A 13,510-nucleotide genomic window follows, 5' to 3' on the forward strand; every position below is an offset into this window, starting at 1 on the left:
CTTTCATCTATATAGCACTTTATTGGTTTATCACTCAAATGTTTATTGTACAAATTGGACTGCGTATACATGATAAGTGGTTAGTACGAGATTTTCGATATTTTAAGAGTGGTTCTTTGGAACAAAATGGTCAATTATGGCAAAAACTTGTAAAGGTGAAATGTTGGAAAGATCATTTGCCAGATGGTCAAATGATACAATCGGATATTGTCAGCAAATCGCACTATAATCAGTCAAGTGATATAACGAATATAGAGAAGTTTGTGATAGAAACGAAACGAGCAGAATTGGTTCATTTATTATCTATCTTGCCAATTGTTGTATTTATCAAGTCGAAGAAAAGTATAAAAGTAATAAATATTGTTTATGTGGTCATTGCTAATGTTCCTTGCATCATTGTGCAACGTTATAACCGACCTAAGTTACAACGTATATATTTGAAAAAGCTAATAAGAAAAGGTGATTAAATGGTTAACAAACAAGTTGTCGTCATTGGCGGAGGATTAGGTGGTATAACAAGTGCTATCCGCATGGCTCAAGCAGGTTATCACGTAGATTTATATGAAAAAAATAACCACATCGGGGGAAAGGTAAACCGCATAGAGACGGGAGATTACGGGTTTGATTTAGGGCCATCTATCTTAACGATGCCTAAAATATTTCAACGTCTTTTTGAACAGTGTGGAAGAAGGCTTGAAGATTATGTGAGCATTCGCAAATTACCATTACAAATTAGAAATGTCTATCCAGATGGAACTGTTATAGATTTATATGAATCGATAGAAGACACTTTGATTCAGAACAAACATGTTTCATCTAACGATATAACACAACTAAAAACTTTTTTTGAGTATGCTAATAAAATTCACCATCAAGCTGAACGCAGTTATTTCGATAAAGGTATAGATCATTTGTCGGATATTATCCGGTTTCATGGACCTCTGTCAGCTTTAAAGCAGTTTGATTATTTTCATACGATGCAACAAGCAATCGATAAGCGGGTAGATAATCCATATTTGAGGGAAATGCTAGGTTACTTTATTAAATATGTAGGATCATCTTCATACGATGCACCGGCTGTATTAAGTTTATTACCTGAAATGCAACATGAAGAAGGTCTTTGGTATGTAGATGGCGGGATTCATAAATTAGCAGAAGCGATGGAACAATTAGCACGCGAATTAGGTGTCTCGATTCATTTAAATGCACATGTGGAGCGTATTATATATAATCAAAACAAAGAAGTTACGGGTATTCAACTTGATAATAATGTACATCAACATGCTGATTATATTATCTCAAATATGGAAGTATTACCTGTATATGAAAAATTAATGAATATGAAACAAAGTCGGTTAAATCAGTTAGAAAGCAAATTTGAACCCGCGAGTTCGGGATATGTTATGCATTTAGGAGTAGATAAAAGCTATCCCGAACTTAGACATCATAATTTCTTCTTCTCTAAAGATTCAAAGCGCAATTACGATGAAGTCTTCCATCAGTACATCTTACCCCAAGATCCGACTATTTATATAGTCAATACAAATAAGACTGATCCGACACAAGCACCTAAAGGACAAGAAAACATCAAAATATTACCGCATATACCGTATATTCAACATCAGCAATTTAGTCAAGATGAATATCAAGCTTTTCGAGAACGCATATTAGACAAATTAGAGTCCATGGGATTACATGGTTTAAGAAAGCACATCATATACGAAGATATTTGGACACCACATGATATAGAACGTACTTATCAATCTCATAAAGGTGCTATATATGGGGTCGTTTCAGATAAAAAGAAAAACAAAGGATTTAAATTTCCTAAAAAGAGTCAATACTATAAAAACCTTTATTTTGTTGGGGGTTCTGTCAATCCTGGCCCAGGAATGCCAATGGTCACATTAAGTGGTATGCAAGTAGCTGATAGTATTATTGCTGAAGACGGAAAGTAGTTGATATAGATGATAATAATAGTATATGTTGTAACACTAATCTTGACGATTTGTACGATGCTAAGTGGGGCATTGATGTACTTCAGGCGCTGTAAGATTAATCCTAGTCATATGGAAGCTTCTAAGACACCTGTTAGTCTCATTGTTCCTGCTAGAAATGAAGCGAAAAATTTACCGAACTTACTTAAACGTGTGGCCAATCATAAAGATATAGAAATTATTGTCATGGACGATGACTCTACAGATCAAACTTGCGCAATTGCCGAACAATATGGCGCACATGTTTATAAAGTTTCAAAGCATGCTACTTGGAAAGGAAAATCGCATGCTTGTTGGGAAGGTAGTCAGTTTGCCTCTCACAATATGTTGCTGTTTGTAGATGCTGATGTTCAATTTAGTCGTCTTGATAGTATTTGGCAAATCGTAAACCAATATAAATTGCAACAGTATAGAGGGCTACTTTCTATACAGCCTTATCATATGATTGAACGATTGTATGAGAACGCATCGGCATTATTTAACGTAATGACGATAGTAGGTATGAATACATTCTCTATTACGAAGTCTAAATATGATGACCAAATGGCATTTGGTCCAGTCATTCTAACGAATAAGCAAGATTACGAATTAACACAAGGTCACTTTAACGCAAAAGATTCAATTATCGAAGGTTTCGCTATAAGTAAGTCTTATCATCAACATGCTTTACCAGTGGAATTATATGAAGGTCAAGGTGTTGTGAATTTTAGAATGTATCCTCAAGGATATAAATCGCTTATAGAAGGTTGGAGTAAGCATATTGCATTAGGCGCTCAAGTAACGAAGCAATCAACATTGGCTTTAATCGTATTGTGGTTAATTGGTACTGTGACTTCAACAATAATGGTTATAATATCGTTATGGTTAAATCCTATATTTATCGCATTAGCTTTAATGGTGTATGTTTTATATGCCTTTCAACATTATGTTATTTTAAAGAGAACTGGGAATTTTCATATCTTAGTGAGCGTTTGTCATCCATTGATGTTCATGAATTTTATGATGATATTTATGAAATCATGGTTTGATGTCCATGTGTTTAAAATAATTCAATGGAAAGGGAGAAAAATAAATTTATAAAAATTGAAACACTCAAAAGTATTCACGTGGGGTTATCGAGGAGGACAATTAGTGAATCAATTAGAGAAAGATTATAGACACTGTCACAATATTATGAAGTTACATTCAAAGACGTTCTCATATGCATTTGATATGTTAGAACTGAATAAAAAGAAAGCGGTGTGGGCAATTTATGCCGTTTGTCGCATTATAGATGATAGTATCGATGAATATCAAGATCTCGAACAATTAGAATGTATCGCAAATGATTTGGATGCAATATATAACCATAACGTTCAACGATATCAAAGCGACGATTCCATTATGAATGCTTATCGCCATACGTTGAAAGACTATGCTATTCCTCACCAACCGTTACAAACTCTTATACATTATGTTAAAGAAGATTTACATTTAAAACGCATACAAACTGACGAGGACTTATCTCTATATTGTTATGGTGTGGCAGGAACAGTGGGTGAATTGCTCACACCCATACTAGCATCAAAACAAAAAGCGCATATTAAACAAGCTGAACACGCAGGAATTGCTTTAGGAAAAGCACTTCAATTAACAAATATTTTAAGAGATGTTGGAGAAGATTTTAAACGAGATAGAATTTATTTAAGCAGAGAACGATTAGCATTATATAATGTCGATTTATTTGCTATATATCAAGGTGGTATAACTCAATCATATATTAATTTATGGGAAAGTTATGCTCAAGAAGCCACTGCCTTATATGAAAAAGCTTTAAATGGGATGACTTATTTTGATGAAGAAGTACGTTATATTATTGAAGTAGCAGCAAGCATATATCTTGAAATACTTGAAGAAGTTAGACAATCCAGATACACATTGCATCAAAAAGTTTTTGTTAATAAAAGAAAAAAATTAAAAATTTATCGTGAAGTTATGGCGAAATATAATAGAGGTGAATCTATATGAGAATTGCAGTCATAGGTGGTGGTGTATCAGGATTAGCATCAGCTGCGCGGTTAGCCGCAAGAGGTCATCAAGTCGATATTTATGAGAAAAACAAACAAATAGGTGGTAGGATGAATCAAATAAAGCAAGATGGCTTTACGTTTGATATGGGTCCTACAATTGTGATGATGCCCGAAATTTATCAAGATGTATTTAAGTATGCTAATAGAGATATCAATGATTATTTAGAAATCAAACAATTGTCTCATATTTATGATGTTTACTTCAGTGATGACGATCAAGTGCGTGTACCTACAGACTTATCTCAATTAAGAGATATGCTTGAATCTATTGAACCGAATTCTACACATGGATTTATGTCATTCTTAACCGATATTTACGAGCGATATGAAATTGCACGAAAGCATTTCTTAGAACGTACATTTCGTAAGCCTTCAGACTTCTATAATCCATATACATTATATCAAGGTATGAAATTAAAGACATTCGATAAAGCAGATAACTTAATAGAAAAATATGTCGCTAACGACAAAATTCAAAAGATTTTAGCATTTCAAACGTTATATATCGGAATAGATCCGAAAAAAAGCCCCTCGTTATATTCCATTATTCCAATGATTGAATTGATGTTTGGTGTGCACTTTATTAAAGGTGGCATGTATCGCTTTGCAGAAGCGCTTCAAACTTTAAATGAAGAACTCGGTACACATATATACACAGGGACGAATGTAGAAGAAATCATCATTGATCCACGTTATAAGCGTGCGGAAGGTCTAAAAGTAGAGGGTCGCATTGAACGTTATGATAAAGTTTTATGTACAGCAGATTTTCCTTATGCCGCATCATCATTGATTAAAAAATCATTTCAATCTAAGAAATATACAACAGAAAATATCAATAATATGGATTATTCTTGCTCAGCATTTTTAATGTATATAGGTGTTGATTTGGATTTGTCAGAAGAAATTTTACTACATAATGTCATATTCTCACAAGATTTTGATGAAAATATTAAAGAAATCTTCAATGGCACATTATCAGAAGATCCTTCTATATATGTTTATGCGCCAAGCGTTGAAGATAAAACGCTCGCTCCAGAGGGTCAAACAGGAATATACGTGTTAATGCCAGTATCCGAGCTTAAGACTGGTCATGTAGATTGGACAGATGAAGCGACAGTATCACAAGTGAAAGAAATAGTTTATAAAAAAATGGCTACTGTTAAAGCATTAGCACATGTAAAAGAACATATCGTAACTGAAATCATATTTACACCTAAAGATTTCGAAAGTCATTATCATGCGAAATTTGGGGCAGCCTTTGGTTTAATGCCAACGCTTGCTCAAAGTAATTATTATAGACCACCGAATATAAGTAGAAATTATCAAAATCTTTACTTTGCAGGAGCAAGTGTACATCCAGGTGCAGGTGTACCTATCGTCTTAACAAGTGCGAAAATTACAGTAGACGCGATGTTAGAAGATATAGAAAAAGGTATATAAAAAAGCAACTAGGACATAGTAATCTAGAATGGTCATTAGATTACTATGTCCTAGTTTTTTTATTGTGTATTAATCAAATGTAATTGTTTGAGGTGTATCGACCTCATCATCATTCATAATTTTGATGGCTTTAGGTGTTAATTTAAGTACGCATAAATCGGGATCATTTTTAGAATCGAAAAATGAGTTATCTTGTTTATTCCAAAGCCAATCAATCGTATCTTTATCTTTGAGAATTTCTACGTGTGCTTCTATTTCAAGAAAGCTACGATTCTTTGTTTCGTCATATCCAATTAAGACATGTGCTCTAGGATTATCCTTAAACTCAATAACTTTTTGAGAATCAATGCTTGTCTTTGTATATAGTGTATAATCATCATGATAAAAAACCATATATCGACTATTTGGTATATTGTTAAGTGCTGTAGAAAGTACACCGATTCTAGATGTATCTAATATACGTTCAATTTCAGCTTTGACTTTATCATTTGTCATATCTCAATCACCTCTACAATCTATTTACCCTAAAGTCCCATATTGTATGCATAGTCATTATGTGAATCTGTATAACGGAAATTTGTCAGATTGCCATGATAGTTGCTCCAAGAACTTAACTAGTCGCTTGTAAAATTCCTGTAAATAAGAAACCAATACTATTAAGTAAAAGGGAAGTTATGATTAATGTTTATACTTTTGCGCTAAGACGATTTCGTTATAATTTATATTCTCACGTATTTGTCCTGCAACGGTGTTATTGATTTTGTTGTGTTTAATGAGCTCGTCTAAATAGTGGCGTTGCATATATAATGCTTGTAATTTATGATTTGTAAATGATTCTTGAGATACCACTTGATGTGAATGGTTGTCGTCTTGTTTACGACGTTGTTCTTGCCATTTCAGTATTCTACTAATGTTGTAATACTGATTAATAACCAGACTTACTTCTAATACATTTGTACTATTCTGTTCTTCTTTCATACGTAACGTAACATGATGGTTCACGATACGCATAATTTTTTGAACGTCTTTAAAACTATTCGCGTATTCTTGCATTTTTGTTTCTTTATCCTCTGATTTGAAATGCTTAATTGCTTTTAATCGAATGACAAACATCTTGATGTAGTTGATAGCTTTATCTCTAAAGGAGGCATTACGATGTGTTTCAGATAACTCTACAACATTACGGTAGTTATTAATATCTTGGTACGTAGCTTTATCACTTTCGATTAGTCTTTCTAATGTTTCTGTTTCAACTGTATGGGCGATTTCTTCTAAACGTTTTAGTTCTTTAGTGTTTTTATTATTCGGTTCGGAATTAAGTAGGAATAATAACTCTCCATAATATTGATTGAGCACAGGTCTAAAATCTGCATTGCTATCAACTTTACTTTCCGATTTCAAATGAGCAATGACTTGTTGTACGATAAATATCTTAGCAGATTGATAAGTCATGCCTTTAGTTGATGAAGTCTTGGCTGTAGGTGTAATAAGAGGTAAGACCACTTGTGCTAATATTAGGCTTAATAAGACCATTAATGATGCAATAAATAATAAATCATTTCGATATAGAAAAGCGTCACCTTGTGTAATGACATAAGGTAAAGTTAGTGCCATTGATAATGAAATCGTCCCATGAATACCACACATTGTCATTATAAATGCATAGCGAAGTCGTGATGGTGGTGTTTCAAAGGTGTCATCATTTAAATAGGATTGGATATTTTTCGGATAATAAAAATCTTTATACCAAAAATAAACCCATACAAAACGACAAATATATATGGCTAAAGCAATCAGTAGTGTTGTTGTGATTAAGAATATTAAGTTATCAGGTTCTGTTTGGAAGATGTCTATTATGACTGTTGGAACAAGATAACCTAAGACAACAAATACAAATCCATTCAAGGCATAACTTAATGTGCTCCAAATTTGATGATAATTCATTTGAAGCTCGGTTTGAGCTTTAATGAGCCGGTCGCGTTCCCAGCCATGAATCAGTCCGGCAACAACGACTGCTATGATACCAGAAGCATGAAAGTGTTCTGCTAAGAAATATACAGCAAATGGCGTTAATAATTGAATAAATGTTAACGTATTATTATCTTTTAAACCTTTATTAGCTGTTAAATCTATTCGGATTCTTACAATAATTGTTCCAACAATAGCACCAATCAAGACACCAATGATAGTTGAAATGACAAACTGTTCAATAGCGTGAACTGCTGAGAATGCACCTGTAACTAAAGCTGTAACCGCGATTTTAAATGAAATAATACCTGCTGCATCGTTTAGTAAAGACTCTCCTTCTAGAATAGACATAGAACCTTTAGGTAATAATTTTCCACGTGTAATCGCTGAGACCGCAACAGCATCTGTCGGACAAAGTATAGCAGCAATGGCAAATGCGGCAGGCATCGGTAATTCAGGCCATATCCAATGAACAAAATAACCAACACCAATAACCGTAGTAAATACGAGTGCCATAGACATTAATAATATCGGTTTACGATATGCTAACAAATTAGAACGTGAAACATGAGTGCCTTCAACAAATAATAGTGGTGCAATAACGGCTATCATAAATAATTCAGAATTAAATTCAAAGTACAAATCAATTGGTAAGAAGAAGACACCAACGCCTAATCCAATTTGAATAAATGCAGTCGGTATATTAGGAAAGCGATTGTTAATAATCGAACTAATAATAACTGCCAAAATAAATATTAAAAGTGCTTCTAATAATTCCATATCAAACTCCTTAACATTTTATCAAACATATTTTAACACTTTTCAATAGAGCAGGACATTATATTTATGTGTCTATATAGATTGTTTATGAGTATTGATAATCAGAATTATTCAAATGGAATCATATTAGACGCATAGATTGCGATACGTATATTTAATGATTGGATTGGATCTTCTATATTAGTGCCTATTAGATTACTACATTTGTTTATACGGTATTTGACGGTATTTCTATGGATAAATATTTTCTCTGCTGTTTTTGTGATATCGCACTGGTTATCCATATAAATTTTTAATGTTTGTTTTAATTCTATGTCTTTTTTAGTCTTTGGATAGCTAAGTGGACCGAGTGTATGTTTCACAAATGGTAAGAGTTTCTCTTGTGGTATGAGCTGCAATAATTCTTGAATATCTTTCGAATGGTATTGGGAAATAAATGATTTTTCATTGTTAAATAAGCCATTCTCAAATGCTTCGCTTGCTTCAAAGAATGATGAAGGTAATTGAGAGAACTCTGTTACTTCATTTCCTATACCAAAAGATATTTGGTCTTCAAAATAATCATTGTAACTGATTTGTAGTCGTTCAATCATCTCTAGGTGATCTTCTTGTTTGTTCTGTATTAAAATGACAAAGCGATCATTGCTTGGTAATCGATAAACACTGATGTATGAGTCGATTTCGGATAATTTATCTGTTAACCATTGAAAAGTTAATTGGTGCAATTCGTTTAAGTAATAACTATTTTCTAAGTTAGTCTTAGCATCTATGCCACAAATGATAGTTTGGTAGTAGTCTGATGGGTAGATATAATATTGTCTTAATAAATCCGCATGTTTTTTGATAGATAATGCTTGGTCACTTTTGTTGTAGACGAGTGATTCAAAGAAGCGGTTAATGTCGTTCTTTTCTACTTCTTGAATTTTAGTATTTTTGTACAAGGCGAAACTAAGCACGCTCACAACTTGTTCAATTGTTAAAAGACTAAATGGATAAGAAAGTTTATTCACTTGAGATACCATTATGTAGTAAGGGAAATATGTGTAACCCAACACTTTAAAGATAACATGGTCTTTATTTTCGAATACTAAGTTGTTTTTATCTTGTGTGAGTTCCTCTTGTTGATGTGCATTGAAATAAGCGACGTGTTCAGATAATAATGACTGACTTTGTCTATAGTGATGACTGATCGCTTCAGGCTTCTTGAACGGGTTAAATAATATAATAGGTACGCCTAGTAATTTACTCATGCGTTCGATCATATTATCAATGCTGAACCCTTTAATAAGCAGTTGGTTAAGTTCTTGTTGAACTTGCAATGCATAATTTAATTTGCCCGTTTCAGAGTCGGATATAAAGGATGAAATTTCATGCGTAATCTCACCTAAGTTCCAACTTTCAGGAATTTCTATTAACGGAAATTGCAATTCGTCTGCAAAATCTATCACATCTTGGTCAATTTTATGTAAAAATCTTGAGACTTTAATACCAAGACCAGCTGTTTGAATGTCACTTAAGTCTTTAATTAATTTCTTTAAATTCTCCTGATTATCTTGGAAAAGTACGCCCGTTGTTAAGATGAAGGCATTGCTAGATGTGAAATGTTTAATGTCATTGTTTTCAGTAATGTCTAGACTCGTTACTTCAGAAGATAAATCTCCTTTTCTATTAATAAGCTCTAAACCTTTAAATTGAGGTATAGATAAAATTTCGTTTAGAGTTGTCATCATAAGGCCTCCCGTTTTTGTTTATCTTTCAATGAAGATTATATAAAAGTGAAAACGATTTTTTATAAATGAAACCGTTATTTTTTGTCAAAATGTTATCTGTTTTGTTCAAAATGACCAATGATTTTTATTTCTAAAATTTATTATACACAAAATTTGTACGAAACCTATAATTTTAAATTCTATATATGTTAAGAACTACAAAGAAAAACGCTTACATAAGTCTTACACTTGTATATGAAGAGTTCATAGCTAGTTATTAGCTGATTAAGTCAAAGGAGACATATAGAATGGCAAGAGAAGCAAACGACGTGGCATTAACTCCAGCCGAATTTGAAAAACGTGGCTATAACAAAGATATAATGCCCAAAACGTCAGCACAAAGAAACAATTCGGCATTTAACTTTTTTACATTATGGATGGGTGCCGTTCATAATATACCGAACTATACTGCAGTAGGTGGATTCTTATTAATCGGACTATCACCTTTACAGGTAATATTCGCATTAATATTAAGTTCATTTATTATTGCATTATTATTAGTAGCAAATGGTTATGCTGGTTCTAAATATGGTATACCTTTTGCGATGCAATTGCGTCATACATACGGAGATGTAGGTGCAAAGTTACCAGGTATACTACGTGGTGTTGTAGCTGGTATTGCTTGGTTTGGACTTCAAACCTTTGCTGGTTCACAAGCACTATTAATCTTATTGAATAAGATTTTCCCTGGATTCGCTGATATCGCAAGCGGTGTGACGATTCTAGGTATTTCAATTCCTGGATTAATCGCATTCTTAATATTCTGGGCAATCAGTTTCGCAATTGGATTTGGTGGTGGAGAAATACTTAATAAATTCACTGCCGTATTAAACCCACTTATATACATTGTATTTGGTGGTATGGCAATCTGGGGCGTCATGGCTGCAGGAGGCGTTGGCAACATTTTAGATTATGAAATTTCAACGAAATCTAGCGGTATTATTTACCCAGCGATTTTATCATTTATTTTAATTTTTAATTCATTATTAGGTGTATGGGCAGGACCTGGTGCAAGTGTATCTGACTTTACTCAAAATGCGAAATCAACGAAGACGCAAATTGTCGGTCAAATTTCAGGTATCGTGGTTGCACATATCTTATTCGCGATTGCGAGTGTATTCATTATTATTGGTGGTTCTATTTATTTAGGTCACCAAGAGTGGAACATCTTAACAATCATTAATGAATGGGATAGTTTCTGGGCAATTCTCATATCAACTGGTGTATTATTAATGACAACGATTTCTACAAATGCGACAAGTAATATTATTCCAGCAGCGTATCAATTAAGTGCGCTATTACCGAAATGGATTAATTATCGCCGTGGTGTAGTCATTGCTTCAGTATTGAGTGTTGTGATTATGCCATGGAAAATGATGGAGAACGAGGATAGTATCTTCGTATTCTTAAATGCTATTGGGGCAATACTTGGACCTGTAGCGGGTGTCATGATTGTACATTTCTATATTGTGTCTAGACGTCACATTGATATAGATAAATTGTATTTTGATTTACGTGTAAAAGATCAAAAAATACCACGCATCAATATTTCAGCATATATCGGAACGATTGCTGGTGTTGTGATTTCATTACTTGGATTCTTACCAGGATTCACAGTGATTTCAGACTTTTCATGGTTTATCGGCTTTATTGTAGCCGGCGGTGTTTATATTATTTTACATTATGTATTTCATGCAGATAAAAGTAAAAAAGAAGGAGTGGCATATAATGAAGTATGATTTAATTATCAAAAATGGTTTAGTTATTTTAGAAGATGACGCGCAAAAAGTTGAAGTTGGTGTCAAAGACGGGAAAATTGCGGCGATCGGACAAGAATTAGGAGAAGCTGAACAAATTCTTGATGCAAAAAATCAAATCGTTTCACCAGGTATGGTAGATGCTCACGTGCATATTACAGAACCAGGTGGCGGATACCGTGACGGATGGGAAGGTTACGTAACAGGTACAAATGCAGCTGCTAAAGGTGGCGTAACATCATTTGTTGAAATGCCATTAAACCAAGTACCAGCTACTACAGATAAAGCTTCTATCCAAGCTAAATTTGATGCAGGTAAAGATGAGTTAGCTGTAGATGTTGCAAGTTATGGAGGATTAGTACCTTATAACTTAAACGGTGGTATTCAAGAATTAGATGAAGCGGGCGTTGTTGCTTATAAAGCATTCTTAGCAACTTGTGGTGACCGTACAATCGAAGGCGATTTTGAAAATGTTGATGACTATTCATTATATGAAGGTATGAAACAAATTGCTAAAACGGGAAAAATCTTATCTATCCATTCAGAAAATGCTACAATTACAGATCGTTTAGGTGAAATCGCTAAAGAAAATGGCGAAACAACATTAAGTGCATATGTGGATTCTAGACCAGTATTTACTGAAGTTGAACCAATCCGCAAAATCGTATTATTCGCTAAAGAAACAGGGTGTCGCGTGCATATCGTACACGTTGCTTGTGAAGAAGGCGTTGAAGAAGTGATCAAAGCTCAACAAGAAGGTGTAGATATTACATGTGAAACATGTACACACTACTTATACTTCTACAAAGAAGAGTTAGATTCAATCGGACCAGTTGTTAAATGTTCACCACCAATTCGTGAACAATCTCGATTAGAAGGTATGTGGGATCGCGTATTAAACGGAGACATTAACTTCGTAACATCTGACCATTCACCATGTACACCAGATTTAAAAGATACTGACAATGCATTTGAAGCATGGGGCGGTATTGCAGGATTACAAAATAACGTAGATATACTATTTGACGAAGGCGTTCAAAAACGTAATATGTCATTACAAAAATTTGCTGATATCATTGCAACAGCACCAGCAAAACGCTTTGGATTAGATACGAAAGGTAGCATCGCACTAGGAAAAGATGCAGACTTTGTATTTATCAAACCAGAAGCACCATATACATTACAAGCAGAAGACTTAGCATATAGAAATAAAATGAGTCCATATATTGGTCGAGAAATCGGCGCACAAGTTACAAAAACAATATTAAGAGGACAAGAAATTTATGATCAAGAAACAGGCGTAACAGAAGCACGCTTAGGACGCTTTATCTAAGAATTATATATAAGGAAAGGCAGGGACCATTGTGGTGTCCCTGCCTTTTTTTTTATTGGAGGGGTGAGCTAGGTTTTTCTAGGAGGAAGGGGTGGAATCTCTTGGCTTAAGTATTGAGTAAAGCCAAGAGATAGCTGAAGTCATGGCTTAAGTGATGAGTAAAGCCAAGAGATGGCTGAAGTCGTGGCTTAAGTGATGAATAAAGCCAAGTGATTGTTCAAGTCGTGGCTTAAGTGATGAGTAAAGCCAAGAGATAGCTGAAGTCGTGGCTTAAGTATTGAGTAAAGCCAAGAGATGGCTGAAGTTGTGGCTTAAATGATGAATAAAGCCAAGAGATAGCTGAAGTCGTGGCTTAAGTATTGAGTAAAGCCAAGAGATGGCTGAAGTCGTGGCTTAA

10 protein-coding genes and 1 pseudogene are annotated in these 13,510 nt (G+C 34.0%); 7 read left to right on the top strand and 4 right to left on the bottom strand.

Annotated elements, in window-relative coordinates; translation table 11 throughout:
* Positions 1-155 precede the first annotated feature (155 nt).
* From LQ675_RS12365 to LQ675_RS12385, 5 genes are read left to right on the top strand one after another with little or no spacing between them, the layout of a single operon-like run.
* Positions 156-467, top strand: coding sequence for a glycosyl-4,4'-diaponeurosporenoate acyltransferase CrtO family protein (locus LQ675_RS12365; protein WP_232182764.1), 312 nt, complete (start codon positions 156-158; stop codon positions 465-467).
* Complete coding sequence (locus tag LQ675_RS12370) at positions 468-1,958, top strand: phytoene desaturase family protein (protein WP_239727730.1); 1,491 nt, start codon at positions 468-470, stop codon at positions 1,956-1,958.
* 9 nt (positions 1,959-1,967) lie between these two features.
* A complete protein-coding gene (locus LQ675_RS12375; protein ID WP_229412498.1) occupies positions 1,968-3,077 on the top strand; it encodes a glycosyltransferase family 2 protein in 1,110 nt (369 codons plus the stop codon).
* A 51-nt stretch (positions 3,078-3,128) separates the two neighbouring features.
* Entirely contained in the window at positions 3,129-4,004 is an 876-nt protein-coding gene (locus tag LQ675_RS12380) for a phytoene/squalene synthase family protein (protein ID WP_048540397.1), read from the top strand.
* Positions 4,001-5,506, top strand: coding sequence for a phytoene desaturase family protein (locus tag LQ675_RS12385; protein ID WP_048540398.1), 1,506 nt, complete (start codon positions 4,001-4,003; stop codon positions 5,504-5,506). The genes LQ675_RS12380 and LQ675_RS12385 overlap by 4 nt, the downstream gene beginning before the upstream one ends.
* Before the next feature lie 69 nt (positions 5,507-5,575).
* Here the strand turns inward: LQ675_RS12385 and LQ675_RS12390 are convergent, their stop codons facing one another.
* From LQ675_RS12390 to LQ675_RS12405, 4 genes and pseudogenes are all read right to left on the bottom strand, one after another.
* A complete protein-coding gene (locus LQ675_RS12390; protein WP_048540399.1) occupies positions 5,576-6,001 on the bottom strand; it encodes a pyridoxamine 5'-phosphate oxidase family protein in 426 nt (141 codons plus the stop codon).
* Between the two features lie 118 nt (positions 6,002-6,119).
* A pseudogene (locus tag LQ675_RS12395) lies at positions 6,120-6,182 on the bottom strand (hypothetical protein); the annotation flags it as partial.
* Between the two features lie 2 nt (positions 6,183-6,184).
* Entirely contained in the window at positions 6,185-8,254 is a 2,070-nt protein-coding gene (locus LQ675_RS12400) for a cation:proton antiporter (RefSeq protein WP_048540400.1), read from the bottom strand.
* A 107-nt stretch (positions 8,255-8,361) separates the two neighbouring features.
* On the bottom strand, positions 8,362-9,981 hold the full coding sequence (locus LQ675_RS12405; RefSeq protein ID WP_048540401.1) for a PucR family transcriptional regulator: 1,620 nt from the start codon (positions 9,979-9,981) through the stop codon (positions 8,362-8,364).
* Positions 9,982-10,271: 290 nt separating this feature from the next.
* On the opposite strand from LQ675_RS12405, the gene allW reads away from it, so the two are divergent.
* Both allW and allB read left to right on the top strand, forming a co-directional pair.
* Positions 10,272-11,762: an allantoin permease gene (gene allW / locus LQ675_RS12410; protein WP_048540402.1), complete on the top strand. Its 1,491-nt coding sequence runs from the start codon at positions 10,272-10,274 to the stop codon at positions 11,760-11,762.
* Positions 11,752-13,113: an allantoinase AllB gene (gene allB / locus LQ675_RS12415; protein WP_107610259.1), complete on the top strand. Its 1,362-nt coding sequence runs from the start codon at positions 11,752-11,754 to the stop codon at positions 13,111-13,113. The genes allW and allB overlap by 11 nt, the downstream gene beginning before the upstream one ends.
* The last annotated feature ends 397 nt before the right edge of the window (positions 13,114-13,510 follow it).

This window comes from Mammaliicoccus sp. D-M19, assembly GCF_022386695.1.
Lineage (GTDB): Bacteria > Bacillota > Bacilli > Staphylococcales > Staphylococcaceae > Mammaliicoccus > Mammaliicoccus sciuri.

Coding starts and splice junctions, on each gene's coding strand:
- LQ675_RS12370 (WP_239727730.1), top strand. CDS start 468: ATGGTTAACAAACAAGTTGTCGTCATTGGCGGAGGATTAGGTGGTATA.
- LQ675_RS12375 (WP_229412498.1), top strand. CDS start 1,968: ATGATAATAATAGTATATGTTGTAACACTAATCTTGACGATTTGTACG.
- LQ675_RS12385 (WP_048540398.1), top strand. CDS start 4,001: ATGAGAATTGCAGTCATAGGTGGTGGTGTATCAGGATTAGCATCAGCT.
- LQ675_RS12390 (WP_048540399.1), bottom strand. CDS start 6,001: ATGACAAATGATAAAGTCAAAGCTGAAATTGAACGTATATTAGATACA.
- LQ675_RS12400 (WP_048540400.1), bottom strand. CDS start 8,254: ATGGAATTATTAGAAGCACTTTTAATATTTATTTTGGCAGTTATTATT.
- LQ675_RS12405 (WP_048540401.1), bottom strand. CDS start 9,981: ATGACAACTCTAAACGAAATTTTATCTATACCTCAATTTAAAGGTTTA.
- allW (WP_048540402.1), top strand. CDS start 10,272: ATGGCAAGAGAAGCAAACGACGTGGCATTAACTCCAGCCGAATTTGAA.
- allB (WP_107610259.1), top strand. CDS start 11,752: ATGAAGTATGATTTAATTATCAAAAATGGTTTAGTTATTTTAGAAGAT.